The sequence below is a fragment of the Paramagnetospirillum sp. genome, assembly GCF_058402745.1.
On record NZ_JBZVFI010000018.1, the window covers coordinates 402,495 to 428,118 of the forward strand.

General features: G+C 67.9%; 27 protein-coding genes. 7 read left to right on the top strand and 20 right to left on the bottom strand.

What is annotated here, in order from left to right:
• The first annotated feature begins 12 nt into the window (after positions 1-12).
• The 3 genes from ACV4UZ_RS17810 to ACV4UZ_RS17820 all read left to right on the top strand — a co-directional run bounded on the left by ACV4UZ_RS17810 (position 13) and on the right by ACV4UZ_RS17820 (position 3,566).
• Positions 13-1,131, top strand: a complete 1,119-nt coding sequence (locus tag ACV4UZ_RS17810) for a glycosyltransferase family 9 protein (RefSeq protein WP_491602127.1) — start codon at positions 13-15, stop codon at positions 1,129-1,131.
• Positions 1,128-2,249 carry a glycosyltransferase family 9 protein gene (locus ACV4UZ_RS17815; RefSeq protein ID WP_491602128.1) on the top strand — a complete coding sequence of 374 codons (1,122 nt, stop codon included), beginning with the start codon at positions 1,128-1,130 and terminating at the stop codon, positions 2,247-2,249. Before ACV4UZ_RS17810 ends, ACV4UZ_RS17815 begins: the two co-directional genes overlap by 4 nt.
• A gap of 147 nt (positions 2,250-2,396) precedes the next feature.
• Positions 2,397-3,566 (top strand): glycosyltransferase family 9 protein, encoded by a 1,170-nt coding sequence (locus tag ACV4UZ_RS17820; protein WP_491602129.1) that lies wholly within the window; start codon positions 2,397-2,399, stop codon positions 3,564-3,566.
• A 121-nt stretch (positions 3,567-3,687) separates the two neighbouring features.
• Here the strand turns inward: ACV4UZ_RS17820 and ACV4UZ_RS17825 are convergent, their stop codons facing one another.
• Together ACV4UZ_RS17825 and cobO are read right to left on the bottom strand one after the other, a co-directional pair.
• Complete coding sequence (locus ACV4UZ_RS17825; protein WP_491602130.1) at positions 3,688-6,477, bottom strand: [protein-PII] uridylyltransferase; 2,790 nt, start codon at positions 6,475-6,477, stop codon at positions 3,688-3,690.
• Between the two features lie 206 nt (positions 6,478-6,683).
• The gene (gene cobO / locus ACV4UZ_RS17830; RefSeq protein ID WP_491602131.1) at positions 6,684-7,289 is read right to left on the bottom strand and encodes a cob(I)yrinic acid a,c-diamide adenosyltransferase; all 606 of its coding nucleotides are present in this window, start codon (positions 7,287-7,289) and stop codon (positions 6,684-6,686) included.
• Positions 7,290-7,437: 148 nt separating this feature from the next.
• Between cobO and pstB the strand changes: the two genes are divergently transcribed.
• Both pstB and phoU read left to right on the top strand, forming a co-directional pair.
• Positions 7,438-8,214, top strand: coding sequence for a phosphate ABC transporter ATP-binding protein PstB (gene pstB / locus ACV4UZ_RS17835; RefSeq protein WP_491602132.1), 777 nt, complete (start codon positions 7,438-7,440; stop codon positions 8,212-8,214).
• Positions 8,215-8,228: 14 nt separating this feature from the next.
• Positions 8,229-8,948, top strand: coding sequence for a phosphate signaling complex protein PhoU (phoU, locus tag ACV4UZ_RS17840; RefSeq protein ID WP_491602133.1), 720 nt, complete (start codon positions 8,229-8,231; stop codon positions 8,946-8,948).
• A gap of 50 nt (positions 8,949-8,998) precedes the next feature.
• Here the strand turns inward: phoU and ACV4UZ_RS17845 are convergent, their stop codons facing one another.
• The 14 genes from ACV4UZ_RS17845 to ACV4UZ_RS17910 form a co-directional block, all read right to left on the bottom strand.
• Positions 8,999-10,000, bottom strand: a complete 1,002-nt coding sequence (locus ACV4UZ_RS17845; protein WP_491602134.1) for an inorganic phosphate transporter — start codon at positions 9,998-10,000, stop codon at positions 8,999-9,001.
• A 10-nt stretch (positions 10,001-10,010) separates the two neighbouring features.
• Positions 10,011-10,652, bottom strand: coding sequence for a DUF47 domain-containing protein (locus ACV4UZ_RS17850; protein WP_491602135.1), 642 nt, complete (start codon positions 10,650-10,652; stop codon positions 10,011-10,013).
• 86 nt (positions 10,653-10,738) lie between these two features.
• Positions 10,739-11,452 carry a tRNA (guanosine(46)-N7)-methyltransferase TrmB gene (gene trmB, locus ACV4UZ_RS17855; RefSeq protein WP_491602136.1) on the bottom strand — a complete coding sequence of 238 codons (714 nt, stop codon included), beginning with the start codon at positions 11,450-11,452 and terminating at the stop codon, positions 10,739-10,741.
• A gap of 8 nt (positions 11,453-11,460) precedes the next feature.
• The gene (gene metK, locus ACV4UZ_RS17860; protein WP_491602137.1) at positions 11,461-12,627 is read right to left on the bottom strand and encodes a methionine adenosyltransferase; all 1,167 of its coding nucleotides are present in this window, start codon (positions 12,625-12,627) and stop codon (positions 11,461-11,463) included.
• Positions 12,628-12,846: 219 nt separating this feature from the next.
• Positions 12,847-13,341, bottom strand: coding sequence for a helix-turn-helix domain-containing protein (locus tag ACV4UZ_RS17865; RefSeq protein ID WP_491602138.1), 495 nt, complete (start codon positions 13,339-13,341; stop codon positions 12,847-12,849).
• A 148-nt stretch (positions 13,342-13,489) separates the two neighbouring features.
• Positions 13,490-15,025, bottom strand: coding sequence for an apolipoprotein N-acyltransferase (gene lnt, locus ACV4UZ_RS17870; protein ID WP_491602139.1), 1,536 nt, complete (start codon positions 15,023-15,025; stop codon positions 13,490-13,492).
• The gene (locus ACV4UZ_RS17875) at positions 15,022-15,942 is read right to left on the bottom strand and encodes a hemolysin family protein (RefSeq protein ID WP_491602140.1); all 921 of its coding nucleotides are present in this window, start codon (positions 15,940-15,942) and stop codon (positions 15,022-15,024) included. The genes lnt and ACV4UZ_RS17875 overlap by 4 nt, the downstream gene beginning before the upstream one ends.
• Positions 15,943-15,948: 6 nt before the next feature.
• Positions 15,949-16,443, bottom strand: coding sequence for an rRNA maturation RNase YbeY (gene ybeY, locus ACV4UZ_RS17880; RefSeq protein WP_491602141.1), 495 nt, complete (start codon positions 16,441-16,443; stop codon positions 15,949-15,951).
• Entirely contained in the window at positions 16,440-17,420 is a 981-nt protein-coding gene (locus tag ACV4UZ_RS17885) for a PhoH family protein (protein WP_491602142.1), read from the bottom strand. Before ACV4UZ_RS17885 ends, ybeY begins: the two co-directional genes overlap by 4 nt.
• Positions 17,417-18,733 (bottom strand): tRNA (N6-isopentenyl adenosine(37)-C2)-methylthiotransferase MiaB, encoded by a 1,317-nt coding sequence (gene miaB, locus ACV4UZ_RS17890; protein ID WP_491602143.1) that lies wholly within the window; start codon positions 18,731-18,733, stop codon positions 17,417-17,419. The genes ACV4UZ_RS17885 and miaB overlap by 4 nt, the downstream gene beginning before the upstream one ends.
• 49 nt (positions 18,734-18,782) lie before the next feature.
• A complete protein-coding gene (locus tag ACV4UZ_RS17895; RefSeq protein ID WP_491602144.1) occupies positions 18,783-19,592 on the bottom strand; it encodes a lysophospholipid acyltransferase family protein in 810 nt (269 codons plus the stop codon).
• Between the two features lie 6 nt (positions 19,593-19,598).
• Complete coding sequence (locus ACV4UZ_RS17900; RefSeq protein ID WP_491602145.1) at positions 19,599-20,405, bottom strand: GNAT family N-acetyltransferase; 807 nt, start codon at positions 20,403-20,405, stop codon at positions 19,599-19,601.
• Positions 20,406-20,450: 45 nt separating this feature from the next.
• On the bottom strand, positions 20,451-20,882 hold the full coding sequence (locus ACV4UZ_RS17905; RefSeq protein WP_491602146.1) for a Fur family transcriptional regulator: 432 nt from the start codon (positions 20,880-20,882) through the stop codon (positions 20,451-20,453).
• Between the two features lie 136 nt (positions 20,883-21,018).
• The gene (locus ACV4UZ_RS17910) at positions 21,019-21,438 is read right to left on the bottom strand and encodes a Ros/MucR family transcriptional regulator (protein ID WP_491602147.1); all 420 of its coding nucleotides are present in this window, start codon (positions 21,436-21,438) and stop codon (positions 21,019-21,021) included.
• Between the two features lie 99 nt (positions 21,439-21,537).
• On the opposite strand from ACV4UZ_RS17910, the gene ACV4UZ_RS17915 reads away from it, so the two are divergent.
• Positions 21,538-21,786 (top strand): sulfurtransferase TusA family protein, encoded by a 249-nt coding sequence (locus ACV4UZ_RS17915; protein WP_491602148.1) that lies wholly within the window; start codon positions 21,538-21,540, stop codon positions 21,784-21,786.
• A 32-nt stretch (positions 21,787-21,818) separates the two neighbouring features.
• Here ACV4UZ_RS17915 and ACV4UZ_RS17920 read toward each other — a convergent pair whose 3' ends face one another.
• Together ACV4UZ_RS17920 and tsaB are read right to left on the bottom strand one after the other, a co-directional pair.
• Complete coding sequence (locus ACV4UZ_RS17920) at positions 21,819-22,298, bottom strand: GNAT family N-acetyltransferase (protein WP_491602149.1); 480 nt, start codon at positions 22,296-22,298, stop codon at positions 21,819-21,821.
• Positions 22,295-22,957 carry a tRNA (adenosine(37)-N6)-threonylcarbamoyltransferase complex dimerization subunit type 1 TsaB gene (tsaB, locus tag ACV4UZ_RS17925; RefSeq protein WP_491602150.1) on the bottom strand — a complete coding sequence of 221 codons (663 nt, stop codon included), beginning with the start codon at positions 22,955-22,957 and terminating at the stop codon, positions 22,295-22,297. The genes ACV4UZ_RS17920 and tsaB overlap by 4 nt, the downstream gene beginning before the upstream one ends.
• 44 nt (positions 22,958-23,001) lie before the next feature.
• On the opposite strand from tsaB, the gene ddpX reads away from it, so the two are divergent.
• Positions 23,002-23,571 (top strand): D-alanyl-D-alanine dipeptidase, encoded by a 570-nt coding sequence (ddpX, locus tag ACV4UZ_RS17930; RefSeq protein ID WP_491602151.1) that lies wholly within the window; start codon positions 23,002-23,004, stop codon positions 23,569-23,571.
• Between the two features lie 117 nt (positions 23,572-23,688).
• Here ddpX and ACV4UZ_RS17935 read toward each other — a convergent pair whose 3' ends face one another.
• Positions 23,689-24,825 carry an alpha-hydroxy acid oxidase gene (locus ACV4UZ_RS17935; protein ID WP_491602152.1) on the bottom strand — a complete coding sequence of 379 codons (1,137 nt, stop codon included), beginning with the start codon at positions 24,823-24,825 and terminating at the stop codon, positions 23,689-23,691.
• A gap of 7 nt (positions 24,826-24,832) precedes the next feature.
• The gene (locus tag ACV4UZ_RS17940) at positions 24,833-25,606 is read right to left on the bottom strand and encodes a hypothetical protein (protein ID WP_491602153.1); all 774 of its coding nucleotides are present in this window, start codon (positions 25,604-25,606) and stop codon (positions 24,833-24,835) included.
• Positions 25,607-25,624 lie beyond the last annotated feature (18 nt).

Genomic DNA, 25,624 nt, shown 5'->3' on the forward strand with positions numbered 1-25,624 from the left:
GGAGGCGTCGCCGTGAAGCTCGGCCGCCTGATCTCCGACGCGCTCCGCCGCCTGGCGCCCCGGCCGTCCCGGCCGGGCACGGCCTCGGGCGTGCTGCTGCTGTCGGCGGGTGGCCTGGGCGACACGGTGCTGTTCTCCCTGGTGCTGCCCCGCTTCATGGCGCTGGCGCGGCCGGGGGAGGCGGTGACCGTGCTGCTGCGCGCCGACGGGGCGAAGATGGCCTTCCTCTTTCCCCCGGATGTCCGGGTGGTGAAGGTGGATTTCGGCCGTCTGGGCAAGGATGCGGCCTATCGCGGCGAAGTCTTCGACGACCTTTACGCCGCTCACTACCGCCTGGTGGTCTCCACCGACTACAAGCGCCATCCCGACCTGGACGAGGCCCTGGCCTTCGCCTGCGAGGCGCCGGAAAGCGCCGCCATGCGCGCCCGGCCCTGGGCCAAGTACCAGGCCCGTCTCGACGCCCATGAAAGACGCTGGGGCCGCATGGTCGATTCGGGGGCGGCGCTGCAGGACAAGATGGTTCGCTGGTCCCGTTTCGCTTCCGAACTGACCGGCGCCATGCAACCGCCGCCCCGGGTGGAGCTGCCGTCCGAGCGCATGCCGGCCCGCGTCGAGCTGCCCGGCCCCACGGTGATCGTCCAGCCGTTCTCGGCGGTGCGGGAGAAGCAGAGCCCGCCCGATCTCTATGCCCGCATCGCCGCCGCGCTGCCCATGGGCTGGAGCATGCGCATCGCCGGCCATCCCGGCGATCTGGAGAAGAATCCCGATTACCGCCCGCTGCTGGAGCGTCCCAACGTCTCGTTCGAGCCCGCCCCGTTTGACCAGCTGGCGGGCATCCTGCGCGGCGCCCGGCTGGTGGTCTCGGTGGATACCGCCTGCATGCATCTGGCCGCCGCGCTGGGGGTTCCCACCCTGTGCCTGGCCTCGGCCGGCTTCGTCGGCGAGATCGTGCCCTATGCCGACGAGGTCATGCCCGACAACCTCCGCGTTATATACCAGCCCATGGAATGCGCCGGTTGCCTGGGCGATTGCCGTCTTTCTCCAGTGAATTCCATGTTCCCCTGCGTCGCGGCTCTCGACTCCGACGCGATTTTGGCGGACATTGCCAGGATGGTGGAGGGAGGTTCATGAAGATCGCCGCCCTGCTTGACCCGGTCCTGAGGCTCCTGCTCCGGTGGAAGAAGCGCCGGAAGCGGGCCGAGGGCGTGCTGCTGGTCAGCTCGCGCGGGCCGGCCGAGATGGTGTTCCTGTCCGCCGTGCTGCCCCGCTTCATGCGCCTGGCCAAGCTGGACGAGAGCGTCACCCTGCTGTGCCGCGCCGACGCCGCCGGCATGTCCTTCCTGTTTCCCCGCACGTTGAAGCTGCGCAAGGTGGATTTCCGCCGTCTGGACGAGGTGGAATATCGCTGGAGCACCTTCACCGACCTGTTTTCCCAGCATTACCGGCTGATCGTTTCGCTGGATTACGTGCGCGAGCACGACCAGGACGAGGCGCTGATCATCACCGCCGATCCGGCCGAGACGGCGGGCATGGTGCCGCCGCCCTTCAAGCGCAACTTCCACCAGCGCCTGGAGGAGAGCGAGAAGGTCTTCGACCTGCTGTTCGATTCCGGACCCGTACGCCAGGACAAGATCGTCCGCTGGTCGCGCTTCGCCGACGAGGTGCTGGACGACCGCCAGCCGCCGGTCCTGGCCCTGCTGGAAGACAGCCAGCTGCCCAACGCCGAGGCGCTGTCGGCCCCCACCATCGTGCTGCTGCCCTTCTCGGGCGTGAAGCAGCGCATGCTGCCCGCCGAAATCTGGCGGCAGCTGGCCGATCTGGTGCCGCCCAACTGGCAGGTTCTGGTGGCCGGGCACAAGAACGATTTCGACAAGCACCCCGATTACATGGCGCTGCTGACCCAGCCCAACGTCAGGATGGAGACCTCGGGCTTCGAGCGGCTGGCTTCCACCTTGCTGGGCGCCAAGCTGGCCATCGGCGTCGATACCGCCGGCCTGCATCTGGCCGTGCTGCTGGGCGTTCCCACCCTGTGCCTGGCCAGCGCCGCCTATGTGGGGGCGGGCGTGCCCTATGACGAGCGGGTGGTGCCCGGCAACGTACAGTTCGTCTACGTGCCCATGGAATGCCAGGGCTGCCTGGGACGCTGCAAGTTCCCCCTGGAAGACGGCATGTACAAATGCGTCAACGCCATCGACACCGACCAGGTGCTGGCCTTCGTCCGTGATTCGGTGTCGCGGGGCGTGTTTTAAACCTCCAATGATTCACCACGAAGGCACGAAGGCGCGAAGAGGAAGGAACAAGGGGTTTCCCCATTTCCTTCGTTCCTTCGTGCCTTCGTGGTGAAAACCATCGTCGATGAGATCGATGCCGGTTGCCGAAAGGGAAAGCCATCTTTCATGAGCCTGCTTTCGATCCTTTTTCCGCGCGGCATGCGGCGCCGTTGGTGGATGTTCCGTCCCATCGACGCCATCGTCGCCCTGTGGCCCGGTCCGAGAACCCGCAAGGGTGCCGTGGTGGTGCGCATGGACGGCATCGGCGACATGGTGATGTTCCGTGCCGCGCTGGAGCATTACCCGGACGTCCTGGGCCTTCCGAAATCCGAGATCACCGTGCTGGGCTGCCATTCGTGGAAGGCGGTCATTGACGAGGTGTTCGCCGGCTTCCGGGTGGTGACCATCGACGAGCACGCCTTCGAGAAGAAGTGGTTCTACCGCCTGAAGATCGCGCTGTGGATTCGCCGCCAGGGCTTTCGGACCGCGCTGTGCGACATGTTCATGAGGAAGACGCTGACCGCCGACACCCTGGTGTGGGCCAGCCGGGCGACGGAGCGCATCGTCTGCGCCCCCTTCGTCACCGAGCGCACAAGGGCGGAATACGCCTGGTATCTGGCCCGGGCCACCCGGGTGATCGACACCGGCCCCTATCCCACCCACGAGGGCCTCCGGCATTTCACCTTCCTGCAGGCCCTGTCCGGCACGCGCATGAGGCCCGAGCCGCCATCCATTCCCTGGCCGGACCGTGCCCCGGCGCTGCCCGACGGCGCGCCTTACGTGGTGATGTTCATCGGCTCCAACGAGCCGGGGCGGCGCTGGCCCCTGGACAATTTCATTGCCGTAGCGAAACAGGCCCTGGATTCGGGGTTGCGGGTGGTGTTCGTCGGCGGGCCGCAGGAGGCCCATGCCAAGCCCGCCCTGGCCCAATTGGGCCATCCCGGCCTGATCGACGCCATCGGCAGCCTCAAGCTGGGGCAGACGGTGGACGTCATGAAGCACGCGGCTTGCGTGGTCGGCAATGATTCCGGCCCCGGCCATCTGGCCATCGGCGTGGGCGCGCCCACCGTGCTGCTGGCCGGTGGCGGTCATTTCGGCTGCTTCGTGCCCTATCCCGAGGAAATCCGCCCGGCCAAGGCCCGCTTCCTCAACGCGCCCATGGAGTGCTACCACTGCCTGTGGCGCTGCCCCAAGAGGGCGAGCAACCAGGACGCCTTCCCCTGCGTCGCCGAAATCACGCCGGACGCGGTGTGGGCGACGGTGCGGGAACTGGCGGGGGTGTCGGAGTCCGGTTGAAAGGGCCCGTGCGGGCAGGATGCCCGCGCCCCGAGGAGAGGCAGGCGGGCAGGATGCCCGCGCTTCGGGGAAAGGCGGCATTCTTGGAGCGCGGCCGTCCCGGCCGCATTCCGGAAAGGTGCTACTCCGCCGCCTTGGTCCCGTCGGCGGTCTTGGCGTCGGTCCTGGTCGCCGGGTCCTCCAGGGCGGCCAGCAGGGCGGCCTTGATCTGGTCGAGCTTGCGGCCGTGCTCGATCTTATGGCCGAACACGTCCTTGACGTAGAACACGTCCACCACCCGCTCGCCATAGGTGGAGATGTGGGCCGACGAGATCTGCAGCCCCACATTGGTCATGGCGTTGGTGATGTCGTAGAGCAGGCCCGGCCGGTCGCGGCCGTTGACCTCGACCACGGTGTGGGATCTGGACGGCTTGTTGTCCACCAGCACCCGGGGCGGCACCTTGAAGACGTGGGCGCGGCTGGGCAGCTTGCCCTTCCTGGCCGCCAGTTCGCGGTCGAGGCGGGTGCGCCCCGACAGCACCTGCTCGACGCAGGTGGCCAGCTTGGCCAGCTTGGCCGGGCTGTCGAAGGCGCCGCCGTCGGAATCCTGGATGCAGAAGGTGTCGAGCGCCATGCCGTTGGCCAGGGTGATGATCTTGGCATCGACGATGTTGGCCCCCGACACCGCCATGGCGCCGGCGATCTGCGAGAACAGGCCGGGGTGGTCGCCGGTATAGACGATGATCTCGGTGACGGCGCGGTGGCTGTCCACCCGGGGCTCGACGGTGAGCGGGGCGCGCACCGCCTCGGCCTCGCGCACCAGCCGGGCGTGGCGCAGGTGGATGGGGGTGTCGAAGGTGGTCCAATAGGTGGAATAGCCGCGCGCGATATGGGCCTCGATCTCCTCGGGCGGCCAGGACAGCTTGAACAGCTCGGAGCGGAGCGCGTCCTGGGCGGCCTTGACCCGGGCGGCGCGGGCGGTGCCCGACAGGCCGCCGGTCATCACTTCCATGGCGCGGGAATACAGCTCGCGCAGCAATCCGGCCTTCCAGGCGTTCCACACGGTGGGGCCCACGGCGCGGATGTCGGCGACGGTGAGACAGAGCAGCAGGCGCAGGCGCTCGGGCGACTGGACCAGGGCGACGAAGTCGGAAATGGTCTTGGGGTCGTCGATGTCGCGCTTGAAGGCGATACGGCTCATGGACAGGTGTTCGCGCACCAGCCAGGCGGCGGATTCCGTTTCCTCGTCGGTGAGCCCCAGGCGCGGGCCCAGCTTCATCACCACCTCGGCGCCCAGGGTGGAATGGTCGCCGCCCCTGCCCTTGGCGATGTCGTGGCAGAACACCGCCACGAACAGGGCGCGGCGCGACACCACCTGATGGATGACCTCGGAGGAGGTGGGCGCCTCGGCCTTCAGGTCGCCGCGCTCGAGGGCATGCAGCACGCCCAGGGCCTGCACCGTGTGCTCGTCCACGGTGTAGACGTGGTACATGTCGTACTGCATCTGGGCGACGACGCGGCCGAAATCGGGGATGAAGCGGCCCAGGACGCCGGATTCGTTCATGTGGCGGAGCGCCACTTCCGGGTTCTTGCGGCTGGTGAGCATCTCGACGAACAGCCGGTTGGCGGTGGCGTCGTTGCGCAGGCTCGCATCGATGCGCTTCAGGTTGCGGTGGACCATGTCCAGCGCGTGGGGATGGATGTCCACGTCCTGGTCCAGCGCGGTGTGGAACAGGCGGATCATGGCCGCCGGGTCCTTCTCGAACTGGTCGGGGGCGCCGACGTCGAGGCGCCCGCCCTCGAGGGAGAAGCCGGCCACGGTGGTGCGGCGGGAGAACAGGCGGCCCAGTTGCAGCCGCCGGGGCTTGCTCTTGAAGGTTTCCTCGGTGAGCGCGCAGAACAGGCGGGTGAGGTCGCCCACGTCCTTGGCGATCAGGAAGTAATGCTTCATGAAGCGCTCGACTCCGCGCGAACAGGCGCGGTCGGCGTAATGCATGCGCACGGCGATCTCGGGCTGGACGTCGAAGGTCAGCCGGTCCTCGGGCCGGTCGGTCAGGTAGTGCAGGTGGCAGCGTACCGCCCACAGGAAGGCCTGGGCCTTGGCGAAGCGCCGGGCCGCCGGGCGCGAGATGATGCCCTTCTCCGCCAGCTCGGCCACGTCCTCGACCCGATAGACGTACTTGGCGATCCAATAGAGCGTGTGCAGGTCCCTCAGGCCGCCCTTGCCCTCCTTGACGTTGGGCTCCAGCACGTAGCGGGAATCGCCCATGTTGGAATGGCGGGAATCGCGCTCGGCCAGCTTGGATTCCACGAAGGCCTCGGCGGTGCCGGTCATCACCTCGGCGGAATATCGGGCCCACAGATCGTCGAACAGCGCCCGGTCGCCCCACAGCCAGCGCATTTCCAGCAAAGCGGTGCGGATGGTCAGGTCAGCCTTGGCGTTCCTCACGCAATCCTCGGCCGAGCGGGTGGAATGGCCGACCTTGAGCCCCATGTCCCACAGCATGTAGAGGATGAACTCCACCACCTGCTCGTGATAGGGCATGCGCTTGTAGGGCAGCAGGAACAACAGGTCGATGTCGGAATGGGGCGACAGTTCGCCGCGCCCGTAGCCGCCCACCGCCACCAGGCTCATGGACTCGCCCGCCGTGCGCACGCCTTGGGGAAACTCGCGGTCGCAGGCGTAGTCGTGGACCAGGCGGACCAGCTGATCGATCAGGAAGCAGTTCTCGCGCACCGTGGCCGTGCCGTCGCCATGGGAATCGAAGCGGGCGCGCACCTCGGCACGCCCCGAGGCCAGCACCTGCTTGAAGATTTCCAGTGCCCGCATCCGCCGCTTGTTCTTGGGCAGGTCCTCGGCCATCAGCCCGTCGAGGCGCCCAAGGATTTCCTTGCGGTTGATGATGGCGCGCTGGCCTTTGATCTTGCTCATGGTCGGGTGCCGTCACCGCGGAAGGAACGAAAGAGCGATTATAGGGGCCTGACGCCGCCAGCCGCCAGCCCCTTCGGACGCGGATTGGGCATGCGGCGGCCATTGCCCGACATTTGGGCAGGGCCATGCGGGCAAGATGCCCGCGCTCCGAACGGATGCGGCGCTGTCGCGGAGCGCGGCCGTCCCGGCCGCATCCCCGGCAACCGCTAGAACTCCACCCCCGCCTGGGCCTTGATGCCGTCCTTGAAGGGGTGTTTCACCATGGTCATCTCGGTGACCAGATCGGCGGCCTCGATCACCGGGGGCAGGGCGTTGCGCCCCGTGAGCACCGCGTGCTGGCCCTCGGGCCGCGCCCGGATGGCGGCCAGCACCGTCTCCAGGTCCAGGTATTCGTAGCGCAGCGCCACGTTGATCTCGTCCAGGATCACCATCTTGTAGCCGGGATCGGCCAGCATGGCGGCGGCCAGCTCCCAGGCCCGGGCGGCGGCGGCCATGTCGCGGGCGCGGTCCTGGGTCTCCCAGGTGAAGCCCTCGCCCATGGCGCGGAAGGTGACCAGATCGCCGAAGCCCTCCATCACCCGGCGCTCGGCGGTGTCCCAGGCGCCCTTGATGAACTGGACGATGCCCACCTTCATGCCGTGGCCGACGCACCGGATGGCCATGCCGAAGGCGGCGGTGGACTTGCCCTTGCCCGCCCCGGTATGGACGATCATCACGCCGCGCGCCCCGGTCTTCCTGGCCATCAGCTTGTCGCGGGACGCCTTCTTCTTGGCCATTTTCTCGCGGTGGCGCTGCTCGTTGTCCTCGGTCATGGTCTCTCCGGCGGAAAAAGGGGCGTCCGCCATAGATGGCGGCCGGTCGGCCGGGGTCAAGACTGAAACAAATCCTTCACGTTTTTCTCGCCCGGTCCGGCGGTATAAGCCCAGCGGGTCCCGGGATGGGACGTGGAAGTCGAGACGCATGGTAGAACAACCGGCCCAACCCAAAATGACCGCCCGCCAGCTTGGCGTCCATTACGGCGGCAAGCCCGCCCTGAAGGGCGTCGATCTGGATATCGCCGAGGGCGAGGTCACCGCCCTGATCGGCCCGTCGGGCTGCGGCAAGTCCACCTTCCTGCGCTGCCTCAACCGCATGAACGACACCATTCCGGCCGCCCGGGTCAGCGGAAGCGCCACCCTGGACGGCGAGGAAATCTATGGCGGGGCCGGCATGGACCCGGTGCTGCTGCGCGCCCGGGTCGGCATGGTGTTCCAGCGGCCTAATCCGTTCCCTAAATCCATCTACGACAACGTGGCCTTCGGCCCGCGCCTGCACGGCCTGGCGGCCGAGGGTGACGAGATGGACACCCTGGTCCGTTCCAGCCTCGAGCGGGCGGGCCTGTGGAAGGAGGTCAAGGACGTGCTGGACCAGATGGGCACCGGCCTGTCGGGCGGCCAGCAACAGCGCCTGTGCATCGCCCGCGCCATCGCGGTGGCGCCCGAGGTGATCCTGATGGACGAGCCGTGCTCGGCGCTCGACCCCATCGCCACGGCGCGCATCGAGGAGCTGATCGACGAACTGCGCCAGGCCTTCACCATCGTCATCGTCACCCATTCCATGCAGCAGGCGGCCCGCGTGTCGCAGACCACCGCCTTTTTCCACCTGGGAGAGATCATCGAGGTGGGCGCCACCGAGCAGATTTTCACGGCGCCCGTCAATGCGCTGACCCAGGGCTACATCACCGGCCGCTTCGGCTGAGGGAGTTCATCGAGATGACCACCATCGGCGAACCGCATATCGTCAAATCCTACGATTCCGAACTGGCCCGGCTGGACGATTCCCTGGCCCGCATGGGCGGGCTGGCCGAGGCCCAGCTGGCTTCGGCCCTGGACGCGCTCGAACGGCGCGACAGCGATCTCGCCGCCCGGGTGATGGAAAGCGATCCTCAGGTGGACGCCGTCGAGGCCTTCGTCAACGAGCAGACCGTGCGCGTGCTGGCGCTGCGCGCCCCCGTGGCCGACGATCTGCGCACCGTGGTGGCGGCCTTGAAGATCGCCGGCGAGATCGAGCGCATCGCCGATCTGGCCGCCAACGCCGCCAAGCGCTCGCTGGTGCTGAACCGCCTGCCGCCGGTGGAGCCCATGCGCTCGCTGCTGCGCCTCGGCCGCCTGGCGCTGGCCCTGGTCAAGGAGGTGATGGACGCCCATCTCGGCCACGACGCCGCCCGGGCGGTGGCGGCGCGGGATCGCGACCAGGAGATCGACGACGTCTATTCCTCGCTGTTCCGCGAGATCCTCACCTACATGATGGAGGACCCCAGGAACATCACGCCCTGCTCGCACCTGATGTTCATCGCCAAGAATTTCGAGCGTATCGGCGACCATGCCACCAACATCGCCGAACTGGCCCATTTCCGTATTCTCGGCCGGGCGGCGCTGCAGGAGCGGCCCAAGAAGGACGACTCGTCCTTCGTGGGCGCCGATCCGGAGTAAGGGGGACGTGTCATGCCGGGGCTTCGCCTCGGGATGACGGGTCAGGCGGCTTACCAGAAGTAGGTCGACAGCCAGTAGAACAGCGCGCCGATGGAGCCCGAGGCCGGGATGGTGATCACCCAGGCCACCACGATGTTGCCGGCCACGTGCCAGCGCACCGCGGACAGCTTGCGTGCCGCGCCGACACCGATGATGGCGCCGGTGATGGTGTGGGTGGTGGACACCGGAATGCCCAGCCAGGTGGCGGTGAACAGGGTGATGGCCCCGCCGGTCTCGGCGCAGAAGCCCTGGACGGGGCGCAGATCGGTGATCTTGGAGCCCATGGTCTTGACGATGCGCCAGCCGCCGAACAGGGTGCCCAGGCCCATGGCCAGCTGACAGGTGATGGCCACCCACAGCGGCACGTGGAAGGTGTCGCCCAGCATGCCCTGGCTGAACAGCAGGACGGTGATGATGCCCATGGTCTTCTGGGCGTCGTTGCCGCCGTGACCCAGGGAGTACATGGCGGCGGAAAAGAACTGCAGCACCCGGAAACGCTGGTCCACCGCGAACGGGGTGGTGCGGCGGCAGACCCACGACACCACCAGCACCAGCAGCATGGCCAGCAGCAGGCCGACCAGCGGCGACAGGATGATCGCCGATCCGGTCTTGATGAAGCCCGACGCCACCAGGGCGGCAAGGCCGCCCTTGGCGATGCCGGCGCCGGCGATGCCGCCGATCAGGGCGTGGGAACTGGACGACGGAATGCCCAGCAGCCAGGTGATGACGTTCCAGCTGATGGCGCCCACCAGGGCGCCGAAGATCACATGGGTGTCGATCAGGCCGGGCTGGACGATGCCGGTGCCGATGGTCTTGGCCACGCTGGTGGTGAAGAACAGCAGGGCGATGGTGTTGAAGAACGCCGCCCAGGCGACCGCGTAAGTGGGCGACAGCACCCGGGTGGAGACCACCGTGGCGATGGAATTGGCCGCATCGTGCAGGCCGTTCAGGAAGTCGAACACCAGGGCGGTGATGACCAGGGCGACGATGATGGGAAAGGCGACGGATTCCATCGGGCGGGGCCTAGACCTGTTCGATCACCACCGTCTCGATGACGTTGGCCACGTCGTCGAAGCGGTCGGAGACCTTTTCCAGCCGCTGATAGATCTCCTTGCGGGTGATCAGCTTGACCGGGTCCTTCTCGGTGGCGAACAGGGCGCGCAACCCTTCGTGCTGGCGCTTGTCGGCGGCGCTTTCCTGGCGGCCGATGGCGTCGCACAGCTCGTTGATGGCCGCCGCGTTGCGGGTGACTTCACGCATCAGCGGAATGGCCTTGGTCAGCAGGTGGGCGCATTCGGTGATGCCGGTGGCCAGGGCCCGCATGTCGGGGGTGAATTCCGTGACGCCGTAGAGGTCGACGCGCTGGGCCACCTCCTCGATGGTGTCCACCGCGTCGTCCATGGTGGTGATCAGGCGGTGAATCTGGTCGCGGTCGAAGGGGGTGATGAACGAGCGGTGCAGCGCCTGCAGCGTCTGGCGGGTCAGCTTGTCCGCCTCGCCCTCGAAGGCGCAGATCTGCTTGAAGTGCAGGCCGATGTCGGCGCCGTCGCCCATCATGGCCTCCAGTTCCTTGGCGGCCGCGTGGATTTTCTCCGCATGCTGGACGAACAGTCCGACGAATTCCTCCTCCTTGGGCATCAAGGCACGGAACAGGCGGAAAAACATGGGGGAACCCTTGGGCAGTTGCGACTTTGGCGCCTCAATAACACATATGACCGAAAGATGACACGTCGTATCGAGCAGGCCTCCCCCTACCGGGCGCGGCGGCGGTACAGGAAGAACACCGGAGGCCGCCCGGTGATGCATTTCTGCTCGTAGCGGGTGGCGGGCCAGTCGGCGGGCACCAGGGCGCGGTCGGCGGTGGCCAGGACACCCTCGAAGGCGGGATGGGCGTCCAGGTGGCGGGCGGCCCAGGCGACGTAGACGGGATCATCGCTGGCGACCCGCAATTCGCCGCCGTCCTCCAGCACCCGGGCCAGCACGTCCAGGGTCTCGGGGCCGATGAAGCGCCTCTCGGCGTGGCGGGTCTTGGGCCAGGGATCGGGGAACAGCACGAAGACGCGGCCCAGCGAGGCGTCGGGCAAGGCGGGCAGCAGCAGGCGGACGTCCTCGGGAAAGATGCGGACGTTGCCCAGGCCGCGGGCCTGGACGTGGCCAAGCAGGCTGGCGATTCCGTTCTTGAACACCTCGCAGCCGATGATGCCCACGTCCGGATTGGCCTGGGCCTGGTCGGCCACGTGCTCGCCGCCGCCGAATCCCACCTCCAGCCACACCGAACGCATGGCGCCGGGGAACAGCAAGGCGGGCTCGATGCGCTCACCGGGCTCGGGGATCGCCAGGCTGAGGCGCGGCAGCAATTCGTCGATCAGACCAAGGGCGTTGCGGCGCAAGGCCTTGCCCTGGCGCCGGCCAAAAAAACGCGGCCGCTCGGCGGCCGCGTTCTCTCTTTCGGTTTCCCGGCTCATGGAAGGCCTTAGAAGGCCTTCTTGAGGCTTTCCACCAGGTCGGTCTTCTCCCAGGAGAAGCCGCCGTCGGCGTCCGGGCTGCGGCCGAAATGGCCGTAGGCCGCGGTGCGGGCATAGATGGGCTTGTTGAGGCCCAGATGGGTGCGGATGCCGCGGGGCGAAAGATCCACCAGCTGCTGCAGCACCACGGCCAGCTTGTCCTCGTCCACCTTGCAGGTGCCCGAGGTGTCCACGTAGACCGACAGCGGCTTGGAGACGCCGATGGCGTAGGACAGCTGGATCACGCACTTGTCGGCCAGGCCGGAGGCGACCACGTTCTTGGCCAGATAGCGGGCGGCATAGGCGGCCGAGCGGTCCACCTTGGTCGGGTCCTTGCCCGAGAAGGCGCCGCCGCCGTGGGGAGCGGCACCGCCATAGGTGTCGACGATGATCTTGCGGCCCGTCAGGCCGGTGTCGCCGTCGGGACCGCCGATGACGAAGCGGCCGGTGGGGTTGACGTAGAACTGGTCGTCGGCGGGCATCCAGCCCTCGGGCAGCACGTTCTTGACGTGGGGGCGGACGATTTCCTTGATGTCGGCCTGGGACAGGCCGTCCACGTGCTGGTGCGAGACCACCACCGAGGTGGCGCGCACCGGCTTGCCGTCACGGTATTCCAGGGTCACCTGGGACTTGGAATCGGGCAGCAGCTGGGGAACGGCGCCGGAATGGCGGGCCTCGGCCAGGCTCTTCAGGATCTCGTGGGAATAGTAGATGGGGGCCGGCATCAGCACCGGGGTCTCGTTGCAGGCGTAGCCGAACATGATGCCCTGGTCGCCCGCGCCCTCGTCCTTGTCGGCGCCGGCGTCGACGCCCTGGGCGATGTCGGCCGACTGGGAGTGGACGCGGTTGATGATCTCGGCGTTCTTCCAGTGGAAGCCATCCTGTTCGTAGCCGATGTCCTTGACGGCGTGGCGGGCCAGCTCGTCCATCAGGGCGGCATTGACCGAGGCCGGGCCGCGCACTTCGCCGGCCATGACGATCAGGTTGGTGGTGACCAGGGTCTCCACCGCCACGCGGGCGTAGGGATCGGCACCGAGGAACGCATCGACGACGGCATCGGAAATCCGGTCGGCGACCTTGTCGGGGTGGCCTTCGGACACGGATTCACTGGTAAACAGGAAGTTCTTCTTGGACACGGGCAAGCCCTCCTAGATCCAATCGACATTGGGACCTGGGGCATCAACACGCGGATGAACGCCATCGTGATGCACCCACTTAGCCGAAATCAGCGTGGCGGCAAGCGGTCAAAATCTCCACGGGAGCGGTCGCACCGCTCCGGGTCGTTCTTCTGACAGGCGAAGGGGCGACTCGTCAAGACGAATCGCCCCCCGCCCGAAATCCCCGATTTCAAAGGGTTATTTCTTGATCTCGCCCACCGCCGCCAGGGCCTTGGCCAGATCGTAGACCCGGCGGCGGACCTGGGGGTCGGTGATGCTGTAATAGGCGCGGACCAGTTCCAGCGTCTCGCGCTTGGTCATGGGGTCGGCCTCGAAGCCGGCCGGCTCGTCGGCCAGGCCGGAGGCGCCGCGCGCCACCGCCACCGGGCTCTGATCCTGCACGGTCTCGGCCATGTCGTCGAAGAAGAACGACACCGGCACGTCCAGCACCCGGGACAGGTCGAACAGGCGGCTCGCCCCGATGCGGTTGGCGCCACGCTCGTATTTCTGGACCTGCTGGAAGGTCAATCCGATGGATTCCCCCAACTTCTCCTGGCTCATGCCCATCAGGGTACGGCGCAGGCGGACCCGTGCGCCCACATGGATGTCGACCGGGTTGGGCTGGCCGGACGGAAGGCGGCCCCGGGATGAACCGCGGTGGGAAGGAGCGGGGTTACGATTGCTGTTGACCATGGCGGCTTCCTAATAGGTCGTTGGGACTTGCACCCACGGTACCGACAGTTGCATTGGCACCATAAGGGTACGATTGTATACAGTCAACACACGAGGCGTGCGTTGACTAGCTCTATAGCCATATGACCTATGTATGCGTTAGGAGGCGCTAATTCAACCGCCGCAGAAAAAATCCCGCGAATCCGATCAGCAGCAGAAGGATTCCGGGGATGACGTCGCCCAATCGGCTGTAAAGGGTGGGCGACAGCGCCTTGGGCAGGGGGGCGTCCAGGACACCCTTCTCGCCCAATGCCAGCACGGCGACCATGCGGCCGGCGGGGTCGATCACCGCCGAGATGCCGGTATTGGCGGCGCGGGCCTGGGGCAGACCCTCCTCGATGGAGCGCATGCGCGACGCCGCCAGATGCTGGTGCGGCCCCGACGAGATGCCGAACCAGCCATCGTTGGTGACGTTGAGGATCCAGCCCGGGCGGGGCTGATGGCGGGCGACGATGGTGTTGGGAAAGATGGCCTCGTAGCAGATCAGCGGCGCGGCGGCCGGCAGGCCGGGCAGGTCCAGGCTGACCGGTCCCGGGCCGGCGGAGAAATCGGTGCCGCCATGGGTGATCTTGGCGATGGGCAGGATGCCGCGGAGCGGCACGTACTCGCCGAAGGGCACCAGATGAACCTTGTCGTAGATGGCGGCGATGCCGGCCTCGGGGGTCACCGCCATCAGCGAATTCCAGATCTGGAACGGCTCGACGCCCATGGGGGTGATGCGCGGCGCTCCGGTCAGCAGCAGGCCGCCGGGCGGAACCGCCGCCGCCGTCATCTGGCGGTGCGGGCGGTCGAGGTCGAGGAAGTACGACACGGCGGTTTCGGGCCAGATCACCGTGGTCACCCGCTCGAAGCCGGGCCCCCGGGTCAGGGCGATGTGCTCGCGCAGGTTGGCTTCCCGCTGATCGTCCTTCCATTTGTTGGCCTGGACCACGGCGGCCTGGACGATGCGCAGCTGCACGCCGGGCACCGGTTCCTGCGGATTGAGGGACAGGCGAGCCATGCCGCCGGCCCACAACAGCGCGGGCAGGCCGAGCGAGACGGCGACGACGGCGCGGCGATGGCCGGGACCGGCAAGCAGCGCGGGGGCCAGTATCATCAGATAGGTGAGCAGGGACAGGCCCCAGATGCCGCCGAAGGCCGCGAACTGCAGGACGGGGAGGCTGACGTCCCACACCGAGCCCATGGGATTCCAGGGCAGGCCGGTCATCACCCACGAGCGCGCCCATTCCGCCAGGGTGAAGGCCACCGCCAGGGCGGGAATGCGGGCCACCCGGCGAAGGCGGCACATGTGGACGCCCAATGTGGCGAGGCCGAAGAAGGTGGCCAGCACCGCCGACAGCCCGAAGACGGCGAAGGGAATCATCCAGCCGAACTTGGCGGCGTCGGTGAGCAGGGCGATGGAGATCCAGTACAGCCCCACCGCGAACCAGCCGGTGAACCACCAGAATCCCACTCCGAAGGCGGCGCGCCTCGTGGTGGCGGCGTCCAGGCTCCAGACCAGGGGAGGAAAGGCCAGGAACAGGGCGGGCAGCACCAGGGTGGGCGGCAGCGCCAGAGCCGCCACGGCCCCCAGCCCCGCCAGGGCGAGGCGCCGCCGCCAGCCCGGCAGGGCCTGGAACCGCTGCTTCAGGCTTTCCAGGTTCATTCGGTGACCGCCGGCTCGGGACTGGCCACCCGGCGCACCCGCACCCGCTTGACCCGCCGGGGATCGGCGTCCAGGACCTCGAATTCCAGCCCGGCGGAATGGGTGATCAGTTCGCCCCGGGACGGCACGCGTCCGGCGACGAAGGACACCAGCCCGCCCAGGGTCTCCACCTCGTCCCGCTCCTCGTCGGTCAGCACGGCGCCCATGCGGTCCTCGAATTCGGCGATGGCGGTACGGCCATCGGCCTCGACGGCGCCGTCGTCCCGGATGATCAGTTCCGGTTCCTCGTCCTGGTCGTGCTCGTCCTCGATCTCGCCGACGATCTGCTCCACCAGGTCCTCGATGGTCACCAGACCATCGATGCCGCCGTATTCGTCCACCACCAGGGCCAGATGCGAGCGCTTGAGGCGCATCTCCAGAAGCAGGTCGGTGACCCGCATGCTCGGCGCCACGAACTGGACGCGCCGTGCCAGGCGGGGCAGGTTGTAGGGCTTGCCCTGGCCCATCACCTCCAGCAGATCCTTGATGTGGACCATGCCGATGACGTCGTCCAGCGAGCGGCGATAGACCGGCAGGCGGGAATGGCCGCAGCCGATGAACAGCGCGATCAGCCCCTCCAGCGTGGTCTTGGCCTCCACCGCCACGATGTCGGCACGCGGCACCATGACGTCGTAGGCGGTGACGTCCCTCAGGTGCAGGATGTTGCCGAGCAGCTGGCGCTCGTGCTCGTCGATGGGGATTTCGGCGCTGTCGCGATCCTCGATCAGCTCTTCCAGCGCGTCGCGGACGGTCTCGGCGCCCTTGGGGCGGCGGCGGCTCCGCAGCCAGCCGCGCATGGCGCCGAACAGTGAGTCGTCGCCCGCCTTCTTGTGGTTTGCCCCGCCGTCGCGGGGCGGGCTACTACCAGGGTCGTTCATGGACCTTTATTGCTCTCCATAGGGGTTGGGAATACCCAGTGCCGCCAGCAGGGTGGTTTCCAGAGTCTCCATCTCGGCGGCCTCGTCCTCGTCCATGTGATCATAGCCCAACAGATGCAGGACGCCATGGACAACGAGATGACTGAAATGATCGGCCAGCGTCTTGCCCTGCTCCCTGGCCTCCGCGGCGCAGGTCTCGTAGGCCAGGATGACGTCGCCCAGCAGCAGCGGCGCGCCGGGGACCACCGGCGCGTCCTCGTCGTCGAGCGAGGCGAAGGACAGCACGTTGGTGGGCTGGTCCTTGCCCCGCCATTCGCGGTTGAGGCCCCGTACCGTCTCGTCGTCGGCCAGCACGATGGACAGCTCGACCACGCCTTCGGGCAGGTCGACGGCGCCGAGGGCGGTGGCGGCCAGGCGGCCGCAGCGGGTCTCGGCGTCGGGCAGGACCTCGGTCCAGGCGGGGCAGGGAATGTCGACGGCGATCTCGATGGTGACGGTCATTTGTCCTTGCTCTTGGCCTTGGCTTCGCGGTCGGCTTTATCGTAGGCCCGCACGATGCGGGTCACCAGATCGTGGCGCACCACGTCCTTGTCCGTGAAGCGCACGAAGCGCACGCCCTGCATGCCGTCGAGGATGTGGATGGCGTCCAGCAGGCCCGAGCGCACGCCGGGCGGCAGGTCGGTCTGGCTGACGTCGCCGGTCACCACCATGCGCGAATGCTCGCCCATGCGGGTCAGGAACATGCGCATCTGCATGGAGGTGGTGTTCTGAGCCTCGTCCAGGATGATGAAGGAATTGGCCAGCGTCCGGCCGCGCATGAAGGCCAGCGGCGCCACCTCGATCTCGCCGGCCAGCAGCTTCTTGGCCACCTGGTCGCCGGGCAGCATGTCGTAAAGGGCGTCGTAGAGCGGGCGCAGGTAGGGGTCGACCTTGTCCTTGAGATCGCCGGGCAGGAAGCCCAGCCGCTCGCCCGCCTCGACGGCCGGGCGCGACAGGATGATGCGGTCCACCTCGCCCGCCACCATCATGGACACCGCCTTGGCCACCGCCAGATAGGTCTTGCCGGTGCCGGCGGGACCCAGGCCGAAGGTCAGCGGCGCCTCGCCCAAGGCCCGGATGTATTCGGCCTGGGTGGGGGTGCGGGCCGCGATGTGGCGCTTCCTGGTGCGGATGACCACGTCGCCGCCGGCGTTCTCGTGGCCTTCGGGAAGCTTGGCCATGCGCACGGCGCTGTCCACGTCGGCGGTTTCCAGGTGCCCCTGCCGCTTGGCCGATTGATAGAGGCTGTCCAGGATGCGCGCCGCCTCGGCGGCGGAATCCGGGGTGCCCGAAATGGTCACCGTGTTGCCGCGCACGTCGAGCCCGACGCCCAGATGACCCTCGATGCGGTCGAGATTGGCGTTATGGGGGCCGAACAGCACCTGGGCCAGGGCGTTGTCGGGAAACTCGCGAACCAGGGAGGTTTCGCCAGGGCTCATGCCGGCACCGCCTCCAGGCTGTTGGGATGCACCTTGACGATGCGCACCGGCGCCACGGTGCCGATCAGATGGGCGGCGGCCTTGACGTGCACCGGCTGCATGTAGGGCGAGCGGCCCAGCAGCTGGCCCTGGTGGCGGCCGGGGCGGTCCAGCAGGACCCGCATCTCGCGCCCGACGCAGGCCTGGTTGAAGCGGGCGGTCTGTTCCAGCAGCAGGGCCTGCAGGGCGGCGAGGCGCTCTTCCTTCACCTTTTCCGGAATCTGCCGCTCCATGGCGGCGGCGGGGGTGCCGGGGCGCGACGAGTACTTGAAGGAATAGGTCTGGACGAAGCCCACCTCGCGCACCAGCGACATGCTGTCCTCGAAATCGGCGTCGCTTTCGCCGGGGAAGCCGACGATGAAGTCCGACGAGAGCGCCAGATCGGGGCAGGCCGTCTTCAGCTTGTCCACCAGCCGCAGATAGGTGGCGCGGTCGTGGCCCCTGTTCATGGCGGCGAGAATGCGGTCCGAGCCCGACTGCACCGGCAGGTGCAGGAAGGGCATCAGCTGGGGGAGTTCCGCATGGGCGCGGATCAGCTCGTCGTCCATGTCGCGGGGGTGCGAGGTGGTGTAGCGGATGCGCTCGACGCCCGGAATCTCGGCCAGTTCGCGGATCAGCCGTCCCAGGCTCCAGCCCTGGTCGCCATGCCAGCCGTTGACGTTCTGGCCCAAGAGCGTGATCTCGCGCACGCCGCCCTGGGCCAGCTTGGCGGCCTCGGCCAGCACGGCGGAGGCGGGACGGGAATATTCGGCGCCCCTGGTATAGGGCACCACGCAGAAGGTGCAGAACTTGTCGCAGCCCTCCTGCACCGACAGGAAGGCGCTGGTGCCCTCGGCCTGGGGTTCGGGCAGGAAGTCGAACTTGGGCTCCACCGGGAATTCGGTGTCGAGCACGGCGCCGCCGGCGCGCGACGCCTGGGCCACCATTTCCGGCAGGCGATGATAGGTCTGCGGCCCCAGCACGATGTCGACGAAGGGCGCACGGCGGAGAATCTCCTCGCCCTCGGCCTGGGCGACGCAGCCGGCCACCGCCAGGATCATCTTTTCCCCGGCCTCGGCCTTGGCGGTCTTCAGCTTGCGCAGGCGGCCCAGTTCCGAGAACACCTTCTCGGCGGCCTTCTCGCGGATGTGGCAGGTGTTGAGGATCACCATGTCGGCGCCCTCGGCCTCGTCGGCGGGGCAAAAGCCGAGCGGCGCCAGGACGTCCGCCATGCGGGCGGAGTCATAGACGTTCATCTGGCAGCCGTAGGTCTTGACGAAAAGTCGCTTGGCCAATGTCTTACGCGTCCGGGAAAGTCATGGTTAAGGAGCCGGTGGCCGCGAGTCAAGAACTCGCCGCCGGCCGTCCGGCCAGCATGCGGGTCAGGCCGTCGCTGATCACCTTGTGGCAATGGGCGGCGAGCCCCTTGCGCGAGCCGAATTGGGCGACGGTGACCGGCGGGTGGAACTCCACCTCGACGGTGATGCGGCCCATGCCCAGCGCGCCGATCAGGTGGGGGGCCAGCGTCATGTCGCCGTACCAGGCGAGGAAGGGGCGCAGCGCCCGGGTGATGGGCAGCCCGTCCAGCCTCGTATAGGCCACCGATACCGGCTGCACCGCCACGGGACGCGGCATGCCGTCGGCGCCCCGCACCTCGCCCTCGGCCACCGAGAAGAACGCGCTCTTGAACGGCATCACCTGATTGCCGTCGTTGGAGGTGCCCTCGGCGAACAGGATCAGCGATTCGCCCAGGTCGAAGCGGCCGAGCAGGCCGTTGCGCTCGCGCGCCGTGGCGCCGCGGCTGCGCTCGATGAACACGGTGCGCGAGATGCGGGCCAGGAAGCCGAAGCCGGCCCAGCCGGCCACCTCGCTCTTGGCGACGAAATAGGCGTGCAGCAGGCTGCCCAGCACGATGATGTCGAGATAGCTGGCGTGGTTGGCGACGTAGAGCACCGGCGAGCCGTCCTCCAGCGGCCGGCCGCGCACCACCACCTGGTAGCCGATGATGGCCATGACACCCCGCCAGTAGAAGCGGGTATAGGCCGGTATGCGGGGCCTGGACACCAGGCGCAGCGCCAGGAAGGGCGCCAGCAGCAGCAGGGTCCACAGCACGAAGCCGAGGAAACGGAAAACCGCTACGGGGGTGGACGTCATGCTCGCCTATTCCTCGGACCAGCCGGGAATGGCGCGGTCGTAATGGGCCCGGTACTTGGCGGTGACCAGCTCCGTCTTGACCATCACGCAGACGTCGGTGGTGTTGAACTGGTGGTCGATCACCGCGCCGTCGCCGACGAAGCCGCCGAGACGCAGGTAGCCCTTGATCAGCGGCGGCAGCTCCGCCATGGCCCGGCGGGGAACCAGGGCCTCCCTGGGCAGCAGGTTCATGTCCACGTGCAGGTGGGGAAGCGCCCGGGGGCGCAGGGTCTCGGGGGCGAGATGATGATGGTACAGATAGGACAGGTGGCCGGCCAGGGTTTGGGGGTCGGTGCCGGGCAGGCTGGCGCAGCCGAACATCAGTTCCACGTCGTTCTCGAAGACGTAGACGGCGATGCCGTCCCACAGCTTCTTCATGGTGGCGCCGTTGCGGTAGCCCGCATCGACGCAGGACCGCCCCAGTTCCATGAAGCGCCCGCCATTGGCCAGGATGTTGGAAATGTCGTACTCGCCGGCGGTGTAGAAGCGCCCGAAGGCCTCGCCCGCCGCCCGGCGCATCAGGCGGTAGGTGCCGACCACCCCGGCCGCGCCTTTGCCCCGCGCCCGGTCGATGACCAGCAGATGGTCGCAGACGGAATCGAAATCGTCGAAATCGGCCAGGCGGTCGCGCATGGCGTCCGACGGCTTGGCGCCCATTTCCTGATAGAAGACGCGATAGCGCAAAGCCTGGGCGGCGGCCACCTCGGCGGCGCTTTCGGCAAGCCGGACCTCAAGCCCGTCGGCGACCTCGCGCGTCTCGGACACGGATTGCATGACCCCTCTGGTTCCGTCCTCGCGGTGCTGATTCGACCGCAAGACCTATTTCTCTTCCGGTTTATCACCGGAAGTCAACGGAACTCCATACAGTTCAAGGCGATGCCCCACCAGACGATAGCCGTATCGGGCGGCGATCTCGCGCTGAAGGGACTCGATCTCGGTGCTGGTGAACTCGATCACCTTGCCCGACTGCATGTCGATCAGGTGGTCGTGATGGTCGCCGGCCGCTTCCTCGTAACGGGCGCGGCCATCGCCGAAATCATGGCGCTCGAGGATGTCCGCCTCTTCGAACAGCCGCACGGTGCGGTAGACGGTGGCGATGGAGATATGGGGATCGATCGCCGTCGAGCGGCGATAGACCTCCTCCACGTCAGGGTGGTCGGAGGATTCGGAAAGGACACGGGCGATGATCCGACGCTGGTCGGTCATTTTCATGCCCTTGTCGATGCAGCGTTGCTCGATGCGTGAAACCATTGCCGCGATCCGGTATTGACGGGTCCAGCGACGAACGGGGCGCCGCAAGGCACCCCGTCGGGCCGGGATTCCGGGATCATGCCCGGAAGTCCCCCGCTTGTCGAGAAGGCTTACCCTCCGGGATCGGTCCCGGAGGTCAGACGGCCCGCTTGCGCTTGCGCGGCTTGGTGCCCAGGCCGATCTTCTTGGCCAGGCTGGAGCGGTGCTGCGCGTAATTGGGGGCCACCATGGGATAATCGGCGGGCAGGCCCCAGCGATCCCGGTATTCCTCGGGGCTCATGTTGTAGGCGGTCTTGAGGTGGCGCTTCAGCATCTTCAGCTTCTTGCCGTCCTCGAGACAGATGATGTAGTCGGGGGTGACCGACTTCTTGACGTTCACGGCGGGCTGAGGCCGCTCGGGTGCGGCGGGGACGCTGCCCACCGAGGCCAGGGTACGGTAGACTTCCTGAATCAGGTGGGGAAGATCGGCCACCGCCACGCTATTGTTGGCGACATGCGCGGCCACGATTTCCGTGGTCAGGCTCAGCAGGTCGCCGCTGTTCGAACGCTCCGACATAGAGAGCAGCCCTCCAATTCCATTCAGTGGGGCCTTATATAAATCCTTCGTACAAACCTGGCAATAACCATTGCGACAAATGAAAGTGACACAATTCGCATGACTGAGAAGCCGAACTACAGCCTTGACATTACCAACGAAGTCTGTCCGATGACATTCGTGAAAACCAAGTTGCTGGTAGAGCGCATGGTCTCCGGAGAGACGGTGGAGGTGCGGTTGAAAGGTGCGGAACCACTGGGAAATGTGCCGCGTTCACTTGCCGAACTGGGACACGAAATCGTCTCGCTGGCACCCGAGCCCGGCGAAGGACCGGCGGGAATCCATCGCCTTGTCGTTTGCAAGAAATAAGCCCTATGCCAGTGTGTGGATATTGAAGCGCCTCAGGCCTCGACTGAGGTTTGGTCCAGGCGGCAACTCATGGTGACCGCGTCTACTCCTCCGTAATAGCCCCTACGGAGGCCAACTCGGGTGAATCCATTAGACTCGTAGAGGGTCAGGGCGGCGTGATTGTCGGCGGCGGCTTCCAGAAACATGGTCAGCGCCCCGGCCCCGGCCGCCTGCTCCATGGCGGCCCGCAGCAGGCGCGCCCCCAGTCCGGCGCGGCGCCAGGGGGGCAGGACGGCGATGGTCAGGATTTCGGCTTCGTCGAAAATGCGCCGCCACAGCACCAGGCCGGCCGGCCCCGGCGGCCGGTCGGCGGGGGCGAGGGACTCGCCGTCCACGGCGATCAGCCCCTCGGACCCGGCCAGGGCCAGCACCTCGGCCATGGATTTGGCGCTCCACGGTTCGGCGAAGCAGATACGGTGCATGCCGGCCAGCAGATCGGCGTGCAGCAGCCCGGCGGGAACCAGGTCGATCACGGCGCCGGATGTCCCGGAAGGGTGACGTCGGCGTCGCGCAGGTACAGGGGCTCGGGCGGCAGGGCCTCGCCCCGGCTCCAGCTTTCCGCGGCCAGGGCGGCCACCAGGGCGGCGTCGGGATAGCCCGGCGCGGCGGTGGCCACGCCCTCGGGCAGATGGGCCAGGACCAGGGCGGCGGCGTCGCCGGCCACCACCACCGGGCCGGTGGCCAGCGCCGCCGCCTGGATGGGCGGCAGGGCGCGGATATCGGAAAGGGGGGTCAGGGCGGAATCGAACAGCTGCACCCACTTCTCGTCCCGCCGTGATTCGATCACCACCAGCAGGGTGCGGCCCCGCCGTTCCGCCTCGGGCACGCCGGCGGCCACCGCCGCCGGGGTGGCGACGCCCGCCAGCGGCAGGCCGGAGGCCAGGGCCAGCCCGCGCGCTGCCGCCAGCCCGATGCGCAGGCCGGTGAAGGCGCCCGGCCCCACCGTCACCGCCAGCAGGCCGAGATCGGCGAAGGACAGGCCGGCCTCTTCCATCACCTCGGCGACCATGGGCATCAGCGCCTCGCTCTGGCCACGCGCCATGGGCGACAGACGGCGGGCCAGCACGCTTCCCTGCGACCACAGGGCGGCGGAACAGGCGGAGGTGGAGCTATCCATGGCGAGAACGATCATGGGGCCGCTATACTTCATCCGTCGCCGGAAATGAAAGAAAGAAGATGAATCCGCTGGTTCCCGTTACCGCCGAAGACTACGGAGTCGAGATCTCTCTCGCCTACGCCACCTCCGACAATTTCACCGGGCGGCCGGTCTATGCGCCGGCCGCCGGCTGCTGGCTGCACGCCGAAGCCGCGCCGCTGCTGCGCAAGGCGGCGGATCTGGCCCGGCCCCTGGGGCTGACCTTACGCATCCTCGACGCCTATCGCCCCGCCGAGGCGCAATGGGCCCTGTGGAACCATACCCCCGACCCCGAGTTCCTCGCCGATCCCCGCCGGGGCTCGACCCATTCGCGCGGCGTGGCGGTGGACCTGGACCTGCTGGACGCCGCCAGCGGCCAGGCGCTGGACATGGGCACCGCCTTCGACGCCTTCACGCCGCTGTCCCACCACGCGGTCACCGGAGTGAGCGTCGAGGCCCAGCGCAACCGCCTGCTGCTGCTGGGCCTGATGAACGCCGCCGGCTGGGACTTCTATGCCAACGAGTGGTGGCACTACCAGATGCACGATGCCGTCCGCTTTCCCCTGCTGTCCGACACGGTGCTGGGGGCGGAGCGGATGATGGGGAAGTGATCGGGGCGATTGCCCCGCGCCCCGATTGGGAGGAAACCTCCCAAACCCTCTTTTGATTTCAAAATTACGGGTGGTCCGGAGGCTGCGCCTCCGGGCGGGTTCGGGCGGCAGCCCGATCTACTTCCACAGCCACTCGTCGCTGAGCGTCGTCCACGACGGGCAGCCGATCTGAATGAGGGTACGCCTGAGGTCGGCGGCCAGCAGGTCGGCGGCCCGCGCCGTTCCCTCCTCGCCACCCGCCGCCGCGCCGTAATAGAAGGCCCGGCCGCAGAACACGAAATCGGCCCCCATGGCGCCGGCGCGCGCCACGTCCTCGCCCGAGCGGATGCCGCCGTCCATCACCACCACCGCGTCCCGGCCCAGCGCGGCGCGGATGGCGGCCAGCGAATCGATGGCGGCCGGGGCGGCATCCAGCTGGCGGCCGCCATGGTTGGAGACCCAGATGCCGTCGGCGCCGGTATCCAGGGCGGTGCGGGCGTCGGCGGCGGTCATGATGCCCTTGATCAGCAGCCTGCCCTGCCACATGTCCCGAAGGGCGCGGACATCGTCCCAGGTCAGGTCGTCCTTGATCTGCGACTGGATGAAGCCGGCCAGGGTCTTGCCGTCCACCTCGCCCACATAGCGGGTCAGGTTGGGGAAGCCGGGCGAGCCGTTCTTCAGCGTTTCCAGCGCCCAGAACGGTGCCAGGGCCAACTGGGCGACAAAGCGCGGCCCCGGCTTGAACGGCAGGATGAAGCGATTGCGCGCGTCGCGGCGGCGGTCGCCGGCCACCGGCACGTCCACGGTGACCACCAGTTCGCGGATGCCCGCCGCCCAGGCCCGGGCCAGCAGGTCGCGGTTGATCCGCTCCTCGCGCGAGACGTAGAGCTGGAACCAGGCGTTGCCGTCCGCCGCCTCGGCGATGTCCTCCAGCAAGGTGGTGGCGACGGTGGAGGCCACCACGGGAAAGCCCAGCCGGGCGGCCTGGCGCGCCACCATCAGATCGGCCCCGGGCCACAGCAGGTTGCCCATGCCCACCGGCGCGGCGCCGAAGGGCTGGGCGTAGTCGCGGCCGAACAGGCTGGCCCTGGTCTCGGGCTTGATTCCGGTGCAGGCCCGGGGGGCGAGGATCACCGCCTCGAGCCGCTCGCGGTTGCGGCGAAGGCCCCCTTCCTCGCCCGAGCCGCCGTCCAGGAAGCCGAAGGCGAAACCGGGCAGCCGCCACCACGCCCGCTTCGCCAGATCGCCGATGGATGCCGCGTGCAAGATGCCCATGGGTCCCTCAGATGCAGTAATCATCGACCGGCGGGCTGGGCAGCCGCACCGACAGTTCGCCGCCCAACGCCTCGGCCAGGGTGCGGAGATCGGCCAGGATGTCGAGCACCACCGTCTCGGCGCCGCCGCCCAGCAGCACGCCGCATTCCGGTCCGGCGCCCCGCAGCTCCAGCCCCGAGCGGCCGATCTGGTCGATGACGTCCTGGGGCCGGGCGCCGGGCGCCGCCACCGGGTAGGTGATCATGTAGGGGGTGTCCAGGGTGTCGAGCAGGATGGCGGCATCCATGGCGTAGCCGGGTCCGCGCGGGTCGTCGGGGGGCGGGTCGACGAAGACGAAGTCGGGCCGGGGCTCCAGCACGAAGCGGTGGCGCAGGAACGAGAACCAGTCATGGCTCCAGAACCGCACCCAGCCGGTTTCGCGGTTGGCCTTGGCGCCGTCGATGACTACCGCGTCGATGTCGTTGACATCGGCTTCGAAGTCCAGGCCGCCCAGGGCCTGAATCACCCGTCCGGCCAGCACCCACGAACCGGGATGGGTTCCGCCGGTTCCGACGGCGTCGAACCAGGCCCGTCCGATGAATTGGTCCCGGCGGGCCAGCACCGCCGCCCGGGCGGCGGGGACCGACAGCCGTCCGCCGCCGGCATGGGTGTCGGCATAGGAGAAGCGCGGGGTCTCTCCCCCGTCCTCGCCGCTCTGCTCCATCACCCGACGGGCGGTGCGGGTCAGCGCCGCCGCCAGGATGAACTGGTTCCAGATGATGTCCGTGCCGCCCGAATCCATCCCCCTATCCAAGCCGTC

Bases quoted from the DNA above. Each gene is read 5' to 3' on its own strand.
- phoU (WP_491602133.1), top strand. From the start codon at position 8,229: ATGACCACCATCGGCGAACCGCATATCGTCAAATCCTACGATTCCGAA.
- ACV4UZ_RS17940 (WP_491602153.1), bottom strand. From the start codon at position 25,606: ATGGATTCGGGCGGCACGGACATCATCTGGAACCAGTTCATCCTGGCG.
- ACV4UZ_RS17865 (WP_491602138.1), bottom strand. From the start codon at position 13,341: ATGGTCAACAGCAATCGTAACCCCGCTCCTTCCCACCGCGGTTCATCC.
- ACV4UZ_RS17905 (WP_491602146.1), bottom strand. From the start codon at position 20,882: ATGGTTTCACGCATCGAGCAACGCTGCATCGACAAGGGCATGAAAATG.
- ACV4UZ_RS17875 (WP_491602140.1), bottom strand. From the start codon at position 15,942: ATGAACGACCCTGGTAGTAGCCCGCCCCGCGACGGCGGGGCAAACCAC.
- pstB (WP_491602132.1), top strand. From the start codon at position 7,438: ATGGTAGAACAACCGGCCCAACCCAAAATGACCGCCCGCCAGCTTGGC.
- ACV4UZ_RS17885 (WP_491602142.1), bottom strand. From the start codon at position 17,420: ATGAGCCCTGGCGAAACCTCCCTGGTTCGCGAGTTTCCCGACAACGCC.
- ACV4UZ_RS17815 (WP_491602128.1), top strand. From the start codon at position 1,128: ATGAAGATCGCCGCCCTGCTTGACCCGGTCCTGAGGCTCCTGCTCCGG.
- lnt (WP_491602139.1), bottom strand. From the start codon at position 15,025: ATGAACCTGGAAAGCCTGAAGCAGCGGTTCCAGGCCCTGCCGGGCTGG.
- ACV4UZ_RS17935 (WP_491602152.1), bottom strand. From the start codon at position 24,825: ATGGGCATCTTGCACGCGGCATCCATCGGCGATCTGGCGAAGCGGGCG.
- tsaB (WP_491602150.1), bottom strand. From the start codon at position 22,957: ATGATCGTTCTCGCCATGGATAGCTCCACCTCCGCCTGTTCCGCCGCC.
- ACV4UZ_RS17820 (WP_491602129.1), top strand. From the start codon at position 2,397: ATGAGCCTGCTTTCGATCCTTTTTCCGCGCGGCATGCGGCGCCGTTGG.
- ACV4UZ_RS17895 (WP_491602144.1), bottom strand. From the start codon at position 19,592: ATGACGTCCACCCCCGTAGCGGTTTTCCGTTTCCTCGGCTTCGTGCTG.
- trmB (WP_491602136.1), bottom strand. From the start codon at position 11,452: ATGAGCCGGGAAACCGAAAGAGAGAACGCGGCCGCCGAGCGGCCGCGT.
- ACV4UZ_RS17910 (WP_491602147.1), bottom strand. From the start codon at position 21,438: ATGTCGGAGCGTTCGAACAGCGGCGACCTGCTGAGCCTGACCACGGAA.
- ACV4UZ_RS17850 (WP_491602135.1), bottom strand. From the start codon at position 10,652: ATGTTTTTCCGCCTGTTCCGTGCCTTGATGCCCAAGGAGGAGGAATTC.
- ddpX (WP_491602151.1), top strand. From the start codon at position 23,002: ATGAATCCGCTGGTTCCCGTTACCGCCGAAGACTACGGAGTCGAGATC.
- cobO (WP_491602131.1), bottom strand. From the start codon at position 7,289: ATGACCGAGGACAACGAGCAGCGCCACCGCGAGAAAATGGCCAAGAAG.
- ACV4UZ_RS17900 (WP_491602145.1), bottom strand. From the start codon at position 20,405: ATGCAATCCGTGTCCGAGACGCGCGAGGTCGCCGACGGGCTTGAGGTC.
- ACV4UZ_RS17915 (WP_491602148.1), top strand. From the start codon at position 21,538: ATGACTGAGAAGCCGAACTACAGCCTTGACATTACCAACGAAGTCTGT.
- ACV4UZ_RS17845 (WP_491602134.1), bottom strand. From the start codon at position 10,000: ATGGAATCCGTCGCCTTTCCCATCATCGTCGCCCTGGTCATCACCGCC.
- ybeY (WP_491602141.1), bottom strand. From the start codon at position 16,443: ATGACCGTCACCATCGAGATCGCCGTCGACATTCCCTGCCCCGCCTGG.
- ACV4UZ_RS17825 (WP_491602130.1), bottom strand. From the start codon at position 6,477: ATGAGCAAGATCAAAGGCCAGCGCGCCATCATCAACCGCAAGGAAATC.